The following is a 17,292-nucleotide window of genomic DNA, read 5'->3' as shown; positions in this document are numbered from 1 at the left end:
AGGGTCTAGTCCCTTAACTTATGACGACACCACGCACCAAAATTCTCGTTACTGGCGGGGCCGGCTACATCGGCTCCCACGCCGTAGTCGAGTTGTACCAGGCAGGTTATCAGCCCGTCATTGTTGATAACTTCAGCAATTCGCAGGAGTCGGCGCTGGCCGGCATCGAATCCATCCTGGGAACGACGGTGCCCATCTACCGCATCGATTGCGCGGATGAAGCCGCCCTGCGCGGAGTGTTCGCGGCCGAGCCCAATATTGCCGGGGTCATTCACTTTGCGGCCTTCAAGGCCGTGGGCGAATCAGTGCAGAAGCCGCTGGCCTATTTCAAAAACAACGTGGGCTCGATGCTGGCCCTGCTGGCGGTAATGCCCGAATTCGGGGTCGAGAATCTGGTGTTCTCCTCGTCCTGCACCGTATACGGCATCCCCGATGCGCTGCCCGTGACGGAGGCCACGCCCACCAAGCCCGCCTCGTCGCCTTATGGCCGCACCAAGCAGATGTGCGAAGACATTGTGCACGATGTCGCGGCTGCCCCGGACAACAAGCTGCGCACCATCTTGCTGCGCTACTTCAACCCGATTGGCGCGCACGAGTCGGCCAAGATTGGTGAACTGCCCTTAGGGGTGCCCAATAATCTGGTACCGTTCATTACCCAGACGGCCGCTGGCATCCGGGAGAAGCTGACCATCAATGGCAGCGACTACGATACCCCCGACGGTACCAACATTCGCGACTACATCCACGTGGTGGATTTGGCGAAGTCGCACGTGGTGGCGGTGCAGCGGCTGCTGGACCACAAGGCTACTGACACAGTGGAGACATTCAACGTGGGCACGGGCCACGGCAACTCGGTGCTGGAAGTGGTGAAAACGTTTGAGCAGGTGACTGGCCAGAAGCTCAACTACAGCATCGGCCCCCGTCGGCCTGGCGACGTGCCGGCCATCTACGCCGATGCCACCAAGGCTGCCGAAGTATTGGGCTTCCGCACCGAAACGTCGCTAGCTGATTCGTTGGCCAGCGCCTGGAAGTGGCAGCAGACACTAGCCAAGTAAATAATTAAAAAAGCCCGTCATGCTGAGCGCAGCCGAAGCATCTCTACCTCAATACTAATCCAATCGACGGAAATAGTTGCGTGGTAGAGATGCTTCGGCTGCGCTCAGCATGACAAACCATTTAAACACATGAAAATCCTCATCACCGGCGGCGCCGGTTTCATCGGCTCTCACGTCGTTCGGTTGTTCGTGACCAAGTACCCGGACTACCAGGTTGTTAACCTCGACGCCTTGACTTACGCTGGCAACTTGGAGAACCTGCGCGATATCGAAGGCGCTGCCAATTACCGTTTCATCAAGGGCGATATTGCCGACCAGGCGTTTGTCGACCAGCTGTTTGCCAATGAAGAGCCCGACGCGGTGATTCACCTGGCGGCTGAGTCGCACGTGGACCGCAGCATCACCGACCCGATGGCCTTTGTGAAAACCAATGTCATCGGCACGGTAAACCTGCTCAACGCGGCCCGCAACCTCTGGCAGCCCGGCGGCTACGACGGCCACGTATTCTACCACGTGAGCACCGACGAAGTATACGGCTCGTTGGACTTCGGCCCCGAGATGTTTACCGAAGAAACGGCCTACGACCCCCGTTCGCCTTACTCGGCTTCGAAAGCCAGCTCCGACCATTTTGTGCGCGCCTGGCACCATACCTACGGCATGCCCATTAAGTTGAGCAACTGCTCAAATAACTACGGCCCCAACCATTTCCCCGAGAAGCTGATTCCGCTGGCCATTCACCGCCTGCGCACCGGCCAGCCGGTGCCCGTGTACGGCAAAGGTGAAAACGTGCGCGACTGGCTTTTCGTGAAAGACCACGCCACGGCCATCGATGCGGTGTTCCACAAGGGCAAAAACGGCGATACGTACAACATCGGCGGCGTGAATGAGTGGCAGAACCTCAAGCTCATCGAATTGCTCTGCGATGTAGTGGACGAGAAAACCGGCCAGGAGCAAGGCACCTCGCGCAAGCTCATCAAGTTCGTAACCGACCGCGCGGGCCACGACATGCGCTATGCCATCGACTCATCCAAAATCATGAATGAGTTGGGCTGGAAACCAAGCGTGACCTTCGAGCAAGGGCTGGCGCAAACCGTGGATTGGTACCTGGCCAACGAGGAGTGGCTGAACAGTGTGACCAGCGGTGCGTATCAGGAGTATAACCAGAAGCAGTACGCGGGGCGGTAACGCTTCAGTTAACAGTTATCAGTGAGCAGTGAACAGTCTCGTTCGATAGCCTGCTGAATAACTGTTTACTGCTCACTGATAACTGTTAACTGACCTTATGTACGAAACCCCATTTCACGAGCGGCCGCTCGACAATCTTACTTTTTTGGTCACCGGTGGTGCGGGCTTTATCGGCTCCAATATTGTGGAGTACCTGCTGAAGTTCGGCGTTAAAAAGGTGCGCACGCTGGACAATTACTCCAACGGCTTCCGAAAAAACCTGGCGCTATTTGCTGGTAATCCGGCCTTGGAAATCATGGACGGTGACATCCGCGACGCGGCGGTTTGCGCCGCGGCCTGCGCCGGGGTCGATGTGGTGCTGCATGAGGCCGCTCTTGGCTCGGTGCCCCGCTCCATTAAAGACCCGGTGCTGACCAACGACGTGAACGTGGGCGGCTTTGTCCAGATGCTCACCGCCGCCAAAGACGCGGGCGTGAAGCGCTTCGTGTACGCTGCCTCATCCTCGACTTATGGTGACCACCCCGGCCTGCCCAAAGTGGAGGACCGGATTGGTAAGCCGCTTTCGCCTTACGCCGTCACCAAGTACGCCAACGAGCTGTATGCTGACGTGTTTGCCCGTACCTACGGCATGGAAATCGTCGGCTTGCGCTACTTCAATATCTTCGGCCCCCGGCAGGATCCGGGTGGGGCCTACGCAGCGGTGATTCCGCTGTTTATCGACGCCATCCTGCAAAACCAGCCGCCTACGCTCAACGGCGACGGTGGCCAGACCCGTGACTTCACCTTCGTGGAGAATTGCGTGCAGGCTAACATCCGGGCCGCGCTGGTGCAGAAGCCCGAGGCCTTGGGGCAGGTCTATAACATCGCGGTGGGCGACCGGACTTCGCTGGTGGAGATGTACGATATCCTGCGTGAAGAAGCAGGCTCCGACCTGGCGCCCAAGTTTGGCCCTGACCGAGCTGGTGACATCCGCGACTCTCTGGCGGATATTTCCAAGGCCAACAACTTGCTGGGCTACGAGCCTCAAATTCGCATTCGCGAAGGCCTGCGCCAGACCTTGGAGTGGTTCAAGGCCAACCAGGAGTTTATTGCCGAGCGCAACTAATTGTTTGTCATCTGACGAACCGAAGGTCGGCGTCAGCCAAGGAAGCATCTTATCACGGCTGCCTTTCTCAGAAATACCAATCCATGCGGTGCGAGCTTGATAAGATGTTTCGCTCTGCTCAACATGACAGTCCCTATGAAAGGAATTATTCTCGCCGGCGGCTCCGGTACCCGTTTGCACCCGCTCACGCTGGCCGTGAGCAAGCAGTTGATGCCGGTGTACGACAAGCCGATGATTTACTACCCACTGTCGATTTTGCTAATGGCTGGCATTCGGGAAGTGCTGATTATCACCACGCCCCACGACCAAGCGCAATTTCAGAAGCTGCTCGGTGACGGCAAGAACCTGGGCTGTGATTTTCAGTACGCTGTGCAGGAAGTGCCCAATGGACTGGCCCAAGCCTTTGTGATTGGTGCTGATTTTATTGGGGATGATAAAGTGGCCCTGGTGCTTGGCGATAACATCTTTTATGGCGCTGGCCTGGAAGAGCTGCTGAAGTCCAACAGCGACCCCACAGGTGGGGTGGTGTTTGCTTACCACGTGCACGACCCCGAGCGCTATGGCGTGGTGGAGTTCGACGGTGATAAGAAAGCGCTGAGCATCGAGGAGAAGCCCGCTCAGCCCAAGAGCAACTATGCGGTGCCCGGTCTGTATTTCTACGACAACGACGTTATTGAAATCGCCAAAAACTTGGAGATGAGCCCGCGTGGCGAATACGAAATCACCGATGTGAACCGCGAGTACTTGCGGCGCGGCACGCTGAAAGTAGGCATCCTCGGCCGCGGCACGGCTTGGCTCGATACTGGCACGTTTGAAAGCCTGATGCAGGCCGGTGAATTTGTGCGCGTGATTGAGCAGCGCCAGGGTTTGAAGGTGGGCGCGATAGAGGAAATTGCCTATCGCCAAGGCTTCATCGGCGCCGACCAGCTGCGGGCAATTGCGGCTCCGCTGCGCAAAAGTGGCTACGGCGATTACCTGATGCACTTGCCCGAGCAGTTGGTGATGGCCGAATAGATGACGCTTAATATAATAAAGAAGGAGGAGTGAGGAATTGGTCGTTGTGCTAATTCTTAGCTCCTCCTGCTTCGTTAAGCACAGCCTTACTCGTCCAGATACTGGTGCACGAACTTGATGGCCATGCTGCCCTCGCCTACGGCCGAGGCTACGCGGGCCATGGCTCCGGAGCGGCTGTCGCCGGCGGCGAAGATGCCGGGCACGCAAGTTTCGAGTAGGTAAGGTTCTCGCTCTTTTTTCCAGATGGTGGGGTAGCGCGGGTCGGTCACGAGGTCGCGGCCGGTGAGCAGGAAGCCTTTGCCATCGCACACCACCTGCTCGCACACCCATTCGGTGCTGGGCCGGGCCCCGATAAAGACGAATAGGGCGCGGGCGGGCCGCTTCTCTACCGTGCCGTTGATGTCGACCATCACGGCTTCGAGGTGGTCGGCGCCGCATACCTCCTTGATTTGCGAATGTGGCAGCAGCTCAATGTTGGGCGTGTTGTGAATTTGCTCAATTAGGTAAGCCGACATGCTGGCGGCCAGGCTGACCCCCCGAATGACGATGAATACCTTGCGGGCGTAGGTGGCCAGGTACATAGCGGCCTGCCCGGCCGAATTGCCGCCGCCCACGATGTACACGTCTTGCTCGTCGCAGCTGCGGGCCTCGGTGCGGGCCGCGCCGTAGTACACGCCCGCGCCGCTGAGGCGGTCCATGCCCGGCACGTCGAGGGTGCGGTAGCTCACGCCGGTAGTGAGCACCACGGCTTTGGTGTTTACTTTGCGGCCATCGCTGAGGGTGAGGACTTTGTAGCCATCCTGGATGCAGAGCTCGGCCACCTCCTGGGGCGCGAGAAACTCGGCTCCGAGGCGGACGGCCTGGGTCCAGGCGCGGAAGGCCAGCTCGGCTCCGCTCAGGCCGGTGGGAAAGCCCAGATAGTTTTCGATGCGGGAGCTGGTACCGGCCTGCCCGCCCGGCGTCTGGCGTTCGATGATGAGGGTTTTGAGGCCCTCGCTGGCGCCGTACACGGCGGCGGCCAGGCCGGAGGGGCCGGCGCCCACCACTACTACATCGTACATGTCCTGCAAAGGCTTGTTGCCGATGCCAATGTGGTCGGCCAGGGCGGCTTTGGAGGGGTTTGCCACGGCTGTGCCATCGGTGCAAATGACGATGGGCAAATCGGTTGCCTCAAAGCCCTTGGCTTTCACCAGTTCCTTGGCTTCGGCGCTGGTTTCGTAGTCCAGCCACTGGTAGCCCACCATGTAGCCGCTCAGAAAGTCCTTGAGCTCGTGCGAAAGCGGCGACCATTGAAAGCCAATGAGCCGCACGCCGCCATACTTGGGCTTGTGCGTGGCCTGCCAGGCCACCAGCAAGTCGCGCAGAATGGGGTAGAGCAGGTGCTCCGGCGGGTCCCAGGGCTTCATCAAGTAATGGTCGAGCCGGGCCGAGTTGATGGCCCGCACCGCCGCCTCGGTGTCGGCATAAGCCGTGAGCAGCACGCGCTTGGTATCCGGAAATAGCTCGCGGGAAGCTGTGAGCAGCTCCACGCCTTCCAGGTCGGGCATGCGCTGGTCGGCGATGATGAGGGCCAGCGGCTCCTCCTTGGCTTTCAGCTCCTGGATGGCAGTGAGGGCCTCCGGGCCGGAGCCGACGCGCAGAATGCGGTAGCCCTCGCTGAACTCTTTGCGGAGGTCGCGAACGATGGCGGCCAGCACTTGCGGGTCATCATCGACGGCTAGAATAATGGGGTTTTTTGCAGCCATTGCGGAAAGGTGATGGGAGAAAGTTACGCAAGGGGCATGGCTACTGGCAGCCAGGTGCAAAATTCGGTACGCCCGGGCTGCGAGCTAACTTCCAGCCGGCCGTCGTGCTGCCGGATGATGCGTTGGGCTATATCGAGCCCGAGCCCCGAGCCCGCCCCGGCCTGCTTGGTGGTGTAAAACGGCTCAAAGATGTGCGGCAACACGGCGGGGGGAATGCCGGCCCCGTTATCAATGAGGAACACGCGCACGAAATCGGCTTCTCGCCGGACGCTCAATTTGATTTCGCCGCCGTGCTCGGGCAGGGCATCGATGGCGTTGTCGAGCAGGTTGGTCCACACTTGGTTGAGGCTGCTGACCTGACCGCGCACCTGGGGCACATCGGGCGCATAATCCCGCACGAGGTGCACATTTTTCTGGCGCAGCTGGAAGCCGAGCATGTTGAGCGTGCTGTCGAGGCCGGCCGTAACGTCGAGCAGCTCGAAGCCGCTGTCGCGGTCCATGTGGGAGTAGGTTTTCACGTCGGCCACCAGCTTGCTGATGCGGCTGCCGGCTTCCTGCACCTCGCGGATAAGTTGGAGCGTAGTCTGCTGGCTTTCCAGCCAGGCAAACGCAACGGGGCGGGCGGCCAGGGGCAGTACTTCGGCTGCGGAGGCCAGGGTTTTTTCAGTTAGCCCCATTTCGAGCAGGCCGGGCGCGAGGCGGTAGCCGTCGGCCACGCCCTGTTCGGTGAGCCAGTCGGCGAGCTCGTCTTCGCGCTCCGACTGTTCCAGGGGCGAGCGGCGCGGCGCGGGCGGGTCGGCTGGGGGGATGGGCGCCGCCAGCGCCGCAAAGGCGCACAGCGAGGCCGGGTTAGGGCTCAGCTCCAGTAGCTGGCTCAGTAGGTGGGGCTGGGTGGCGGCGCGCTCGGCCAGCGCGTGGGCGGCGCGGGCAATGGCGGCGGCGGGGTTGTTGAGCTCGTGCGCCAGGCCGGCCGAGAGCTTGCCCAGGGCGCGCAGTTTGTCGTCGCGCTCTTGGCCCCGCACTTGGTCGCGGCTGCGGTCATTCATGATAGCCACCAGGCGTTGGGTAAGGTCGGGGCTGACGTGTTCTAGGGCGGGAAACAGGTCGCGGTGCAGCAGGTACAGCTGCGTATCACCGGCGGCCACGCCCTGGTTTTTTATCTCGCGCAGCCGCGAATAGGGCAGCACGCCCGACACCTGGCCCGTTTCGGCGCGAAACACCGGGGTGCGCTGGCTGCCTTGCAGGGCGTAGAACTGGATGCCGCCGTGCAGCACGGCCATCAGAAAATCGGCAGTGGAGCCGGCCTCCGCAATGGTCTCGTCGGCCGCGAATTCGCGTTGCTCGCCGTGAGCCAGCAGCCACGCCAGCGTTTCATCGGGCAAGCCAGCAAAGGCCGTGATAGTGGCTAACTCGGCGGTGGTGAGGGCAGGAGAGGAAGTCATACCTCTCACAACCCGAATGAGCGCCGGTTGTTGGGGCGGCAAAGGTTACCTTGCCTGCCGGTTTCTACCTGACCCTTATTGCTTATAATGCCTTTCCCTTACTCCAGTGGCCGACTGCTTTTGGTTGGTGCAGTTTTAGTTGGTGCCACGGCGTCGGCCCAGGCCCAGCGGCCGGCCCGCGTAGCCACCCACGCCGACTCGGTGCGGGCAGCTCGCAACGCCAAAATCACCTACGCACCGGCCCTGTTTACCCTGCTGAGCGGCAAGCAGGTACGCGGCTACGTCACCAGCTACGCCCTTTTCATGCATGAGCAGGTGGAGTGCTACGAAACGCCGCCCGACCAGCTGCCGCATCCGCCCATAAAGGCACTGGCCATTGAGCGCATCAAAACCATGGTAGTGGAAGGCCACACCCTGGATGCCCTCACCAAAAACGGCAAGCCCCTGGGCATGCTGGCCGAAAACATGACCCCTGCCGCCGGCACCAAAACCTACGGCTATTTCATCACCAAAGCCGACCTGTACATTCCCATTCCGTTGCCGGTAGGGGTGGCTGTCATTCCGGTGGGCTCACACGACAAATACTTCTGGTACGTGCAGCCCACGGGCGGGACCATTCAGGAAGTGCCGCGCTCGGGCAAGGCCTTTGCAGCCCTGATGGCCACTGCTTTTGCCGATTATCCTGAGCTGGCCGCCCGCGTCCGGCAGCAGGCCCCAGGGGCCGAATACAAGAATATGCCAACGCTGGTGCAGGAATACAACGCGCACTTTCCGGCGAAATAAACTGGGATGGCTGGCGCTTAACAGGCTTTAAAGGCAACTTTTTTAGCCGCGCTGGCCTTGTAAATTATTGCCTTAATCATCTGAAAAGCCTTTTCATGGCCAAAGCTAGAACCGTATTTTTCTGCCAATCCTGCGGTGCCCAATCGGCAAAATGGATAGGCCGCTGCCCCGCGTGCGGCGAGTGGAATACCTACGTGGAGGAAGTGGTGCAGAAGGAAACCGTGGCCACCACCACGGGCCAGTGGAAGCCCGCCAGCACCGTGCCCGGCGGCAACCTTACCAAGGCCGCGAAGTCGGTGCCGCTCGGCGACATCCTGGCCGAAGACGAGCCCCGCATCATCACTCCCGACGGGGAACTGAACCGGGTGCTGGGCGGCGGCCTGGTGCCCGGCTCCATCGTGCTCATTGGCGGCGAGCCCGGCATTGGCAAAAGCACGCTGATGCTGCAAATTGCCCTGAGCCTGCGCAAGATGAAGGTGCTCTACGTGAGCGGCGAGGAAAGCGAGGCCCAGATAAAAATGCGGGCCGAGCGCATGGCCGACGGCCAACACCCCGGCTGCTACATTCTCACGGAAACTAACACCCAGAATATCTTCCGGCAGATAGACCAGGTCCAGCCCAATATTCTGGTCATCGACTCCATCCAGACCATGCACTCCACGCTGGTGGAGAGCGGCGCGGGCAGCGTGAGCCAGGTGCGCGAATGCACCGCCGAGTTTCTGAAATTTGCCAAGGAAACCAGCACGCCGGTGCTGCTCATTGGCCACATCACGAAGGACGGCAGCATTGCTGGCCCCAAAATTCTGGAGCACATGGTGGACACTGTACTGCAGTTTGAGGGCGACCGGCACATGAGCTACCGCATTTTGCGCACTACCAAAAACCGTTTCGGCAGCACCTCGGAGCTGGGCATTTACGAGATGCAGGGCGACGGCCTGCGGCAGGTAAGCAACCCATCGGAAATCCTGCTTTCGCAACGCGCCGAGAGCCTGAGCGGCATGGCCATCGGCGCCACGCTGGAAGGCAACCGCCCACTGCTGGTGGAGGTGCAGGCCCTCGTCACGCCCGCTACCTATGGCACGCCGCAGCGCAGCAGCACCGGCTTCGATAGCAAGCGCCTGCAGATGCTGCTGGCCGTGCTGGAGAAGCGCGCCGGCCTGCGGCTGGGCCAGCACGACGTGTTCCTGAACATTGCCGGCGGCCTGCGCCTCGACGACCCGGCGCTGGACATGGCCGTGTGCGCGGCCGTGGTTTCGTCGCTGAACGACCTGCCAATTCCCGGCGATGTGTGCCTGGCCGCTGAGGTTGGGCTGAGTGGCGAAATCCGCGCCGTGTCGCGCCTCGACCAGCGGCTGGCGGAAGCCGAGAAATTAGGATTCCGGGAAATGTACGTTTCGCACTTCAACGGTAAAGGGCTGGACCTGGCGCGGTTTGGATTAAAAGTACAAGCCGTCAGCCGGCTCGATGAGGTGCTGAACGGCTTGTTCGGCTAAGGGAAAATGGTGCTGATAATCAGCCCATGGCTGCTGTCACGAACAACCGCCGAAGCTGGCCCAAGCACGACCACTAATAAATGACAAATGCCAGATTTGTATTTTATAAATCAAAAAGCCTTATCTTCGGATTGCTGATATGCTTTTACCGCGAATTCATATTCAAGGCCGGTAATAGTTGTGTTTTTTTTGGTTGGTTTTTGGCGGTCCTTAGTGGTCGTCGGCCGCTAGTTTTTCGTGATATGATGTCATCCTTTGTCACCTGTGCGCGCCGCCTGCTGGGCACGGCGCTGCTGCTGGCGCCGGTGCTGAGCCATGGGCAGAGCAAGCCTGCTCCAGTGGCGGTTCCCGCGCAGAAGAAGCCGGTGCCGGTTGCCAGCCCGGCGCCGAGCAAGGCCGTTCCCGCGACTAGTGTTGTGCCCGGTAAGGCGGCTCCCGCCCCGGCAGCTGTCCAAGGCAAGCCCGCTCCGGCAGCGGCCGCAGTACCAACCAAACCGGCCGTGGCTCCGGTGGCGCCCGTACCAATGGGCAAGGCCATCCTCACGGGCCGCGTGAGCGGACCCACCACCGATACGGTGTCCGTTTCGCTGCGGGAAAACCCGCTCGACCCCAAGGAGAAGCTGATTCGGACGGCCGTAAACGAAAAAGGCGAGTTTAAGCTGGTGGTGCCGGTAAGCGGCGCAACCAAAGCCGACTTGGTGTACGGCGACGACGTGGCGCCGCTGTTTCTGGACCCCGGCACCGACATGGACGTGCGCTTCAAGGGCAACGACATGTCGAGCACGTTGAAGTTCAAGGCCAACGACGTGCCCACGGGCTTTACTACCAAGCTTCGCAACCGCTCGAACCTAAACGACGAGCAGCGCCACCGCCAGCAAGCGGCCAATGCCAACAACTACCTCGTGGAAGCGGATGCGCAGTTCGTTGAAAACGATGGTTTTCAGGTGCTGCCGGATAACATCCAGCTCTACGAAGCCCCGTTTCTGTCGTTCCTGGAGTACCGCCGCAAGCACGAGTTTGAGTTTTTGGAAGACCACGCGGCTAAGCAGTCGTTTACCCAGGAGTTCTACAACTATGCCCGCGCGGAAGTGGTATATGCCTATGCCAACGACCGCCTGACGTTTCAGGACCTGCGCGAGCAGGTGGTGAACACCGAAGGGCGCCTGAAGATGGCCCCCGACTACTACAACTTCCTGCGGGAGCCCGGCCTGCTCAACGAGCCCAACGCGGCTCAGAGCGAGCTGTACCACGAATTCCTGCTCAACTACGTGCACTTTGCCGTGGCCCAGGAAAAGCACCTGCGCACTGACCCCGACTTCTACCCAGCGTCTTACGCGCTGGCAAGCAAGAAGCTCACCGGCCCCACGCGGGCCATTATCCTGGGGCGCATTCTGCAGGAGTCGTTCCGGTTTGGGCACGTAAAGCAGTCGGCCGCTATGCTGGCCGACTTCCAGACCTACGACCCCAAGAACCAGTACTACCCCACGCTGCAGCTCGACTTTGACCGGCACAAGGACTTTGCGATTGGAGCGCCCGCGCCCGATTTCAAGCTGGCCACTGCCAACGGCGACACGGTGCACCTGCACGATTTCGCCGGCAAGCTGGTGTACCTCAACTTCTGGAAGACCACCAATGGCTTGTGCCTGCGCGACCTGGCTTATGCGCAGGACCTGATTCGCCGGTTTGAAGGCAAGAACATCACCTTCATCAACATTGCCCTGGATGAAAACGAGCAAGCCTGGCGCCAGCTCGTGACCGTGAAGAAACTCCCCGGCGTGCAGGTGCGCGTGCCCGGCGGGGGCCTGCGTTCGGACGTGGCCCAGGCTTATGCGCTGCAGGAGGTGCCGACTTACATGCTGGTCGGGGAAGACGGTACGTTCCTCAACACCAAGCCCAAGCGTCTGAGCAGCCGCGCGGCCATCGACGAAATCAACCAATCATTCGGCAAAGCCAGCACCTACACCAGCGCCATCGATTTCCCCTCTACCAAAAAGTAGAGCCCGCAATAAATTATTGGTCATCCTGAGTGCAGGGAAAGACCTTATTCCGTTGGTATTGTTTAGGTGGTCCCCTCTCCACCTGGCGCTACCCGGATAAGGACCTCCCCCGCGCTCAGGATGACGTATTTTTAGCCCAACCTATCTTTCTTCTATTCGTTACGCCCGAGCTACCGCGCTTCTTATGCCCTTCCCCTTCGCCGACGGCGTCAACGTTCTGTCCAAAGCCACGCCGCTCCGCATCTGGAACGCTACCCAAATCGTGGGCTCTTACATCTTGAGCAAAATCACGGGCAAGGCCCGGCTCGCGGGGCTGCCCATGGCGCTCAGCTTCGAGCCCACCACCAGCTGCAACCTGCGCTGCCCGGAGTGCCCCAGCGGGCTTCGTTCCTTTACGCGGCCCACGGGCATGCTGCCAGCCGACTTGTTTAAGAAGACGATTGACGAAGTGGCCAGCCGGCTGTGGTACCTGATTTTCTACTTCCAAGGCGAGCCGTATCTGCACCCGCAGTTTCTGGACCTGGTGAAGTACGCCGCCGATAAGGGCATCTACACGGCCACCAGCACTAACGCCCACTACCTCAACGACCAGAACGCCCGCCGCACCGTGGAAAGCGGCCTGGACCGCCTCATCATCTCGCTCGATGGCACCACCCAGGAAGTGTACCAGCAGTACCGCGTGGGCGGCAAGCTGGAGAAAGTGTTGGAAGGCACACGCAACATCGTGAAGTGGCGCAAGGAGCTGAAGTCGAGCACGCCGCGCATCATATTCCAGTTCCTGGTGGTGCGGCCCAACGAGCACCAGATTGACGACGCCAAGCAGTTGGCCGAAGCCATGGGCGTGGACGACGTCTGGTTTAAAACCGCGCAGATTTACGACCACGAGCACGGCTCGCCCCTCATTCCCACCATCGACTACTACTCGCGCTACCAGAACAACGCCAACGGCACCTGGAGCCTAAAAAACAAGCTGGTAGACCACTGCTGGAAGATGTGGCACTCCTGCGTTATTACCTGGGATGGCCTGGTGGTGCCCTGCTGTTTCGACAAAGACGCGGAATACCGTCAGGGCGACCTCAAAACCGAAACTTTCCGCCAGCTCTGGCGCGGCCCCAAATACCAGCAGTTTCGCGGCAGCCTGCTCAAAGGCCGCGACCAGATTGAGATGTGCCGCAACTGCTCGGAAGGCACCAAAGTGTGGGGGTAAAATCAATTAAAACGAAGAATGGGGAATGAAGAATTAGCCCAACGACCAATTCTTCATTCCCCATTCTTCATTATTAATCAAGCCAAAGGCTACTTACTTGTGTCCCTTCATCAGGTTCTTGCCCAAGTCTTCTACTTGCTTGAGGAATTCGTCGGTTTCGGTGTCGGCGTAGACGCCGTAGGCGGAAGAGATGGTGCCTTTCACGCCGTCGTTGGCTTCGATGGCGTAGAGAATGGACATGTCGTCGGGGTTGCTCTCGCCCTCAAAGCGGTAGAAATCGACAATGGTTACTTCGTCGGGGGCGTAGCTCTTGTTCGAGTCGTTGCCGATGGTTTGCAGACGGCCGTCCACAACGTTGAAATCCTGCGTGAAGCCATCCTTGTTCAGTTTGTTTTCAACGTTCACGAGTGAGCGTTCTTCTTCTTTGTCCTGCATGGCGGTGAGTGTTTTGAGGAGAGTAAAGACGGGGCGGCAACGCACTAACGCAGCCTGCCCCCGCGTCGGCTATACGCAGCCGGGGCGGGGGCGGGTTATCTAAGTCACGAGAAAATGTGGGCGAAGCAGCGGGGGCGATTAGCGGCGCGCTTGGGCGGCGGTGCGCGCTTCGATGGTACGCTGAAGCTGGTCTACGTCGAGCGAGCCGCATGCTCCGCCGCAGCCTTTGGCACAGCCGGCCGCCGTCTTGCTGAAAAACGCCCGCCAGAAAATCCGGCCCACGTAGAAAGCCGCTGCCACAAACAAAGCGGCAATCAGAAAATACTGAATTTCGACGGAGGTGAGGGCGAGCAGGAGCATGCTAAAGAAACTGCGTTGGAAAGAGAATAGTTTGCGGGCCGGGACGCCTTTTAGGACAGGATTGGGTTATTGCCAAAACTCGCGAATGGTCTGCTGCATTTCGGCGTGCAGGCAGCCGTTGCTGGCCACAATTTCGCGGCCGAACAGTGGGTCGCCGTCTTCCAGAAACTGGGTGACGTGCCCACCCGCTTCACGGACCAGCAAAATGCCCGCCGCCACGTCGTAGGAATTGAGGTTGAACTCGAAGAAGCCTTCGTACCGGCCAGCGGCCACGTAAGCCAAATCCACGGCTGCGGAGCCGAGCCGGCGCACGCCGTGGCTGCGGCTCATGAAAGCGCCGAGCACTTGCAGGTAAGTTCCCATTTGGCCAAAGTCCTTGTAGGGGAAGCCGGTGGCAATGAGCGAGCTATTTAGCTCAGGAATGTCGGTCACGCGGATGGGCCGGTCGTTGCAAAAAGCACCGCTGCCGCGCACGGCCCGGAAGCTCTCGTCGCGGTTTACCTCGTGCACCACGCCGAGTACCAGCTCTTTCCGGTGCAGCAGCGCCACGCTGATGGAATAGACTGGCAGGCCGTGCACGAAGTTGGTGGTGCCATCGAGTGGGTCAATTATCCAGGTGAATTCCTCGGTGTGGGTGTCCGGGCCGGCGGTGCCTTCTTCGGTGATGAAGCCCGCCTCGGGCTGCAGCTGGCGCAGACCGGCCACCAGCTTGCGCTCGGTTTCTTGGTCCACGTAGCTCACCAGGTCGTGCACGCCTTTGTGCTCAATTTTGCCGCGGTCGAACGTAGCGGCTTCCTGACGGATAAATTGGGCTGTGGTGCGGCACAGGGCCGCAAGGTCGAGGGAGAGCGTAATGAAATCAGTGGGCATAAGTGGAGCTGTAGGGAAATTCAAAGGCCTGCCGAGCAAGCATGGGAGTGGGCCTTTTAACGGGACAGCTGCTTTTTCTGCCAGCCTACCCACACTGCTACTGCCAGCAATAGCACCGCCAGCACCTGCGAGCCGCGCCCAATCAGCTCCCCATACCGGGCGTAAAACGTTACCTCGTCGTTGAGGTGCACGGTGCCGCGGCTGGCGGCCGGAATCCAAGCTGGCTCAAGCTGCGTGATTTCTCCTTTTTGGTTGATGAAGCCCGTGAAACCGGTGTTGGCCGAGCGGGCCAGGTCGCGGCGTGTTTCGATGGAGCGCAGGGCGCCGTAGCGCAGCAGCTGGCGGTAGCCGGGCGAGTCGTGCCACCAGGCGTCGTTGGTAATGAGGCCGAGCAGCGTGGCGCCATTGCGGGTGTATTCGGCCACGAAGTCGCCGTAAATGGATTCGTAGCAGATAACCGGCGCCACCCGTAGTGCGGGCGCATTGGTCGGCGCGGGGTACACGGTGCGCTCGGGTTGGCTGCCGACGCTGCCAACGGTGCCGCCCAAGTCGATATGGGAAATAACCGAGGCCAACACCGGCGGAATCTTCTCCACGCCAGGCACTAGGCGCGACTTGTGGTAGAAGGCAATGGGCGCAGTGGCGTTGGCGAAGTAGGCGCCGGTATTAAAGATGTCGTAGTAGCCCAAGTCGTCGCGGTAGCGAGCGGTTTCGCTGGCGGCGTCTTTGTTGGCGTACGAGTTGATAGTGGTGATGCCCGTGAGCATCGCCACCCCGGGGTGCTGCGCCAGCCACTGCCGTACCCGCCGGATTTTGGGGTTGCTCTCAATCGTGTTTTCCCAGTACGACTCTTCCAGCGCTGTTTCGGGCCACAGCACGAGGCGCGTCTGGGGCGTGAGTTTCTGCTCCGACAAGCTCAGCAACCGGGTGAGCTGGTCTTCATAAGGCACGAATTTGGCGCCGCCTTCAAACTTCTCCACGTAGGGGTCGAGGTTGGGCTGCACTACGATAACCTCGGCCGTGGGCCCTTTTTCTTGGTAGGTTGTCCCAATAAAATAAGATAGTAGGATGGGAATAATGATGGCCAATACAGGAAAGACGAAGGGCGCACGCCGGATAGCCGGGCCCGCTATTATCGGTCTGTTGGCAGACGCATCCTTGGTAACCGTGCCGCTCGTTGTGGTTGACCAGCCCAGTCTTGGAATGCGATTTATCAGTTCAAGAAAGAACAGCAGGTTCACAACCCACACCCACGCCGAGCCGCCCAGAAAGCCCGTGTACTCATACCACTGCACCCACTGCGGCGCGGCCGCGAAGCCATTGCCCAGCGTGAGCCATGGCCAGGTCAGGTCCCAGGTGAGATGCAGCTGCTCGAAAGCAATCCAGAAAATGGGCAGCGACAGGTAGCCGATGCGGTTGCCCAGGCGCTTCTTGGTTTGGCGGAAGGCCATGAGCGGCAGGCACAGCAGTAGCGCGTTGAGCACCACGGCGGCAATGCCGGCGGTGAGCTCCGCGTAGCTCACCCACCACGTGGTCAGCGCGTTCCAGAGCACCAAAAACAGGTAGGTGTAGGCAAACACGCGTCGCTTGCTGGCACCTTTCAGCGTGAGCTGCCGCTCCATGAGCAGGTACGGCACCCAGCCCACAAACAGCAGCAGCGACAGCGGCGCCGAGGGCTGCGGCGGCCAGCCGCCCCAGAGCAGCAAGGCGCCCAGCACAGCCAGCACCGCCGGGCGCGGGAGCCGGCTAGTCTTCGCTGTCGGGGGCATCGCCGTCGGCGCGGCGGTATCGGTCTTCGCGGCCAGGGCGGGGCTCGCGGACGGGCGGGGCAAGATTTCCTTCGACGACAACGACAATTTCTCCTTTAATAGTAGTACGAGCGGCAAAGTCAGCCTCGAGGCTGGCGAGCGTACCGGTTACGGTTTCTTCAAATAATTTGGTCAATTCGCGGCTCACGGAAGCTGGCCGCTCGGGCCCCAGCACCTCGGCCAGCTGGCCCAACGTCTTCACGATGCGGTGCGGGGACTCGTAAAAAATCATGGTCCGGGTTTCCGACGCCAGCTCCCGTAAGCGCGTCTGCCGCCCTTTTTTCACCGGCAAAAAGCCTTCAAACGTGAACCGCTCGGCCCCAAACCCCGACTTGAGCAACGCCGGAACAAACGCCGTGGGGCCCGGCAGGCACTCCACACCCAAGCCCTGCGCCAGGCACTCGCGCACCAACAGAAACCCCGGGTCGGAAATTCCGGGCGTGCCGGCATCCGAAATCAGGGCCATGGTTTCGCCCTTGGCCAGGCGCTCCAGCAGCCGGGGCACTTGCTGGTGCTCGTTGTGCAGGTGGTAGGAGAGCAGGGGCTTCTTCAGGCCCAGGTGCTGCATCAGGCGGCCGCTGGTGCGGGTATCTTCACAGAGCACCGTGCCCACTTCGCCCAGAATGCGGATGGCCCGCAGGGTAATGTCTTCCAGATTGCCGATAGGCGTAGGCACGAGGTAAAGGACCGTGTTGGGCATAAAGCAAAGGTAGCCGTTGCGCTTAATGAGGGATGACGCTTCGCTTAATGAAGAATGAAGAATTGAGCTGAAGTGCTCGAACTTCCTCATTCC

Annotated in this window: 15 protein-coding genes; 8 read left to right on the top strand and 7 right to left on the bottom strand. The window is 60.3% G+C overall.

Annotation, left to right across the window (positions count from 1 at the left end; translation table 11 throughout):
• Nucleotides 1-20: 20 nt before the first annotated feature.
• The 4 genes from galE (at nucleotide 21) to rfbA (ending at nucleotide 4,359) form a co-directional block, all read left to right on the top strand.
• On the top strand, nucleotides 21-1,055 hold the full coding sequence (gene galE / locus LJ738_RS13360) for a UDP-glucose 4-epimerase GalE (RefSeq protein ID WP_227786870.1): 1,035 nt from the start codon (nucleotides 21-23) through the stop codon (nucleotides 1,053-1,055).
• Nucleotides 1,056-1,184: 129 nt separating this feature from the next.
• Nucleotides 1,185-2,240, top strand: coding sequence for a dTDP-glucose 4,6-dehydratase (gene rfbB, locus LJ738_RS13355; protein ID WP_227786869.1), 1,056 nt, complete (start codon nucleotides 1,185-1,187; stop codon nucleotides 2,238-2,240).
• Between the two features lie 97 nt (nucleotides 2,241-2,337).
• The gene (locus tag LJ738_RS13350; protein WP_227786867.1) at nucleotides 2,338-3,345 is read left to right on the top strand and encodes an SDR family oxidoreductase; all 1,008 of its coding nucleotides are present in this window, start codon (nucleotides 2,338-2,340) and stop codon (nucleotides 3,343-3,345) included.
• A 135-nt stretch (nucleotides 3,346-3,480) separates the two neighbouring features.
• Nucleotides 3,481-4,359, top strand: a complete 879-nt coding sequence (gene rfbA / locus LJ738_RS13345) for a glucose-1-phosphate thymidylyltransferase RfbA (protein ID WP_227786865.1) — start codon at nucleotides 3,481-3,483, stop codon at nucleotides 4,357-4,359.
• Nucleotides 4,360-4,445: 86 nt separating this feature from the next.
• On the opposite strand, the gene LJ738_RS13340 is transcribed toward rfbA, so the two are convergent.
• Together LJ738_RS13340 and LJ738_RS13335 are read right to left on the bottom strand one after the other, a co-directional pair.
• The gene (locus tag LJ738_RS13340; RefSeq protein WP_227786864.1) at nucleotides 4,446-6,104 is read right to left on the bottom strand and encodes an NAD(P)/FAD-dependent oxidoreductase; all 1,659 of its coding nucleotides are present in this window, start codon (nucleotides 6,102-6,104) and stop codon (nucleotides 4,446-4,448) included.
• 23 nt (nucleotides 6,105-6,127) lie between these two features.
• Nucleotides 6,128-7,546: an ATP-binding protein gene (locus LJ738_RS13335; protein ID WP_227786862.1), complete on the bottom strand. Its 1,419-nt coding sequence runs from the start codon at nucleotides 7,544-7,546 to the stop codon at nucleotides 6,128-6,130.
• A gap of 87 nt (nucleotides 7,547-7,633) precedes the next feature.
• Here LJ738_RS13335 and LJ738_RS13330 point away from each other — a divergent pair, with 87 nt between their 5' ends.
• From LJ738_RS13330 to LJ738_RS13315, 4 genes are all read left to right on the top strand, one after another.
• A complete protein-coding gene (locus tag LJ738_RS13330; protein ID WP_227786860.1) occupies nucleotides 7,634-8,329 on the top strand; it encodes a hypothetical protein in 696 nt (231 codons plus the stop codon).
• A 95-nt stretch (nucleotides 8,330-8,424) separates the two neighbouring features.
• Nucleotides 8,425-9,822 carry a DNA repair protein RadA gene (gene radA, locus LJ738_RS13325; protein ID WP_068190632.1) on the top strand — a complete coding sequence of 466 codons (1,398 nt, stop codon included), beginning with the start codon at nucleotides 8,425-8,427 and terminating at the stop codon, nucleotides 9,820-9,822.
• 242 nt (nucleotides 9,823-10,064) lie between these two features.
• On the top strand, nucleotides 10,065-11,819 hold the full coding sequence (locus LJ738_RS13320) for a TlpA family protein disulfide reductase (protein ID WP_227786858.1): 1,755 nt from the start codon (nucleotides 10,065-10,067) through the stop codon (nucleotides 11,817-11,819).
• A gap of 184 nt (nucleotides 11,820-12,003) precedes the next feature.
• Nucleotides 12,004-13,026, top strand: coding sequence for an SPASM domain-containing protein (locus tag LJ738_RS13315; protein ID WP_227786857.1), 1,023 nt, complete (start codon nucleotides 12,004-12,006; stop codon nucleotides 13,024-13,026).
• A 93-nt stretch (nucleotides 13,027-13,119) separates the two neighbouring features.
• On the opposite strand, the gene LJ738_RS13310 is transcribed toward LJ738_RS13315, so the two are convergent.
• The 5 genes from LJ738_RS13310 to rsmI form a co-directional block, all read right to left on the bottom strand.
• Nucleotides 13,120-13,461 (bottom strand): hypothetical protein, encoded by a 342-nt coding sequence (locus tag LJ738_RS13310; RefSeq protein WP_068190637.1) that lies wholly within the window; start codon nucleotides 13,459-13,461, stop codon nucleotides 13,120-13,122.
• 138 nt (nucleotides 13,462-13,599) lie between these two features.
• Nucleotides 13,600-13,821, bottom strand: a complete 222-nt coding sequence (locus LJ738_RS13305) for a hypothetical protein (RefSeq protein WP_227786856.1) — start codon at nucleotides 13,819-13,821, stop codon at nucleotides 13,600-13,602.
• Between the two features lie 66 nt (nucleotides 13,822-13,887).
• A complete protein-coding gene (locus tag LJ738_RS13300) occupies nucleotides 13,888-14,691 on the bottom strand; it encodes an inositol monophosphatase family protein (protein WP_227786855.1) in 804 nt (267 codons plus the stop codon).
• Nucleotides 14,692-14,747: 56 nt separating this feature from the next.
• Nucleotides 14,748-16,523, bottom strand: a complete 1,776-nt coding sequence (gene lnt, locus LJ738_RS13295) for an apolipoprotein N-acyltransferase (protein WP_227786854.1) — start codon at nucleotides 16,521-16,523, stop codon at nucleotides 14,748-14,750.
• Entirely contained in the window at nucleotides 16,438-17,199 is a 762-nt protein-coding gene (gene rsmI / locus LJ738_RS13290; RefSeq protein WP_068190649.1) for a 16S rRNA (cytidine(1402)-2'-O)-methyltransferase, read from the bottom strand. The genes lnt and rsmI overlap by 86 nt, the downstream gene beginning before the upstream one ends.
• Nucleotides 17,200-17,292 lie beyond the last annotated feature (93 nt).

Origin of the sequence: Hymenobacter plasmatis (assembly GCF_020711255.1) — a bacterium.
In the GTDB taxonomy this organism is placed as follows: domain Bacteria; phylum Bacteroidota; class Bacteroidia; order Cytophagales; family Hymenobacteraceae; genus Hymenobacter.
The sequence above is the reverse complement of the archived record's forward strand: the minus strand, read 5'-3'. Positions and strand labels throughout refer to the sequence as shown.

Bases quoted from the DNA above. Each gene is read 5' to 3' on its own strand.
- galE (WP_227786870.1), top strand. From the start codon at position 21: ATGACGACACCACGCACCAAAATTCTCGTTACTGGCGGGGCCGGCTAC.
- rfbB (WP_227786869.1), top strand. From the start codon at position 1,185: ATGAAAATCCTCATCACCGGCGGCGCCGGTTTCATCGGCTCTCACGTC.
- LJ738_RS13350 (WP_227786867.1), top strand. From the start codon at position 2,338: ATGTACGAAACCCCATTTCACGAGCGGCCGCTCGACAATCTTACTTTT.
- rfbA (WP_227786865.1), top strand. From the start codon at position 3,481: ATGAAAGGAATTATTCTCGCCGGCGGCTCCGGTACCCGTTTGCACCCG.
- LJ738_RS13340 (WP_227786864.1), bottom strand. From the start codon at position 6,104: ATGGCTGCAAAAAACCCCATTATTCTAGCCGTCGATGATGACCCGCAA.
- LJ738_RS13335 (WP_227786862.1), bottom strand. From the start codon at position 7,546: ATGACTTCCTCTCCTGCCCTCACCACCGCCGAGTTAGCCACTATCACG.
- LJ738_RS13330 (WP_227786860.1), top strand. From the start codon at position 7,634: ATGCCTTTCCCTTACTCCAGTGGCCGACTGCTTTTGGTTGGTGCAGTT.
- radA (WP_068190632.1), top strand. From the start codon at position 8,425: ATGGCCAAAGCTAGAACCGTATTTTTCTGCCAATCCTGCGGTGCCCAA.
- LJ738_RS13320 (WP_227786858.1), top strand. From the start codon at position 10,065: ATGATGTCATCCTTTGTCACCTGTGCGCGCCGCCTGCTGGGCACGGCG.
- LJ738_RS13315 (WP_227786857.1), top strand. From the start codon at position 12,004: ATGCCCTTCCCCTTCGCCGACGGCGTCAACGTTCTGTCCAAAGCCACG.
- LJ738_RS13310 (WP_068190637.1), bottom strand. From the start codon at position 13,461: ATGCAGGACAAAGAAGAAGAACGCTCACTCGTGAACGTTGAAAACAAA.
- LJ738_RS13305 (WP_227786856.1), bottom strand. From the start codon at position 13,821: ATGCTCCTGCTCGCCCTCACCTCCGTCGAAATTCAGTATTTTCTGATT.
- LJ738_RS13300 (WP_227786855.1), bottom strand. From the start codon at position 14,691: ATGCCCACTGATTTCATTACGCTCTCCCTCGACCTTGCGGCCCTGTGC.
- rsmI (WP_068190649.1), bottom strand. From the start codon at position 17,199: ATGCCCAACACGGTCCTTTACCTCGTGCCTACGCCTATCGGCAATCTG.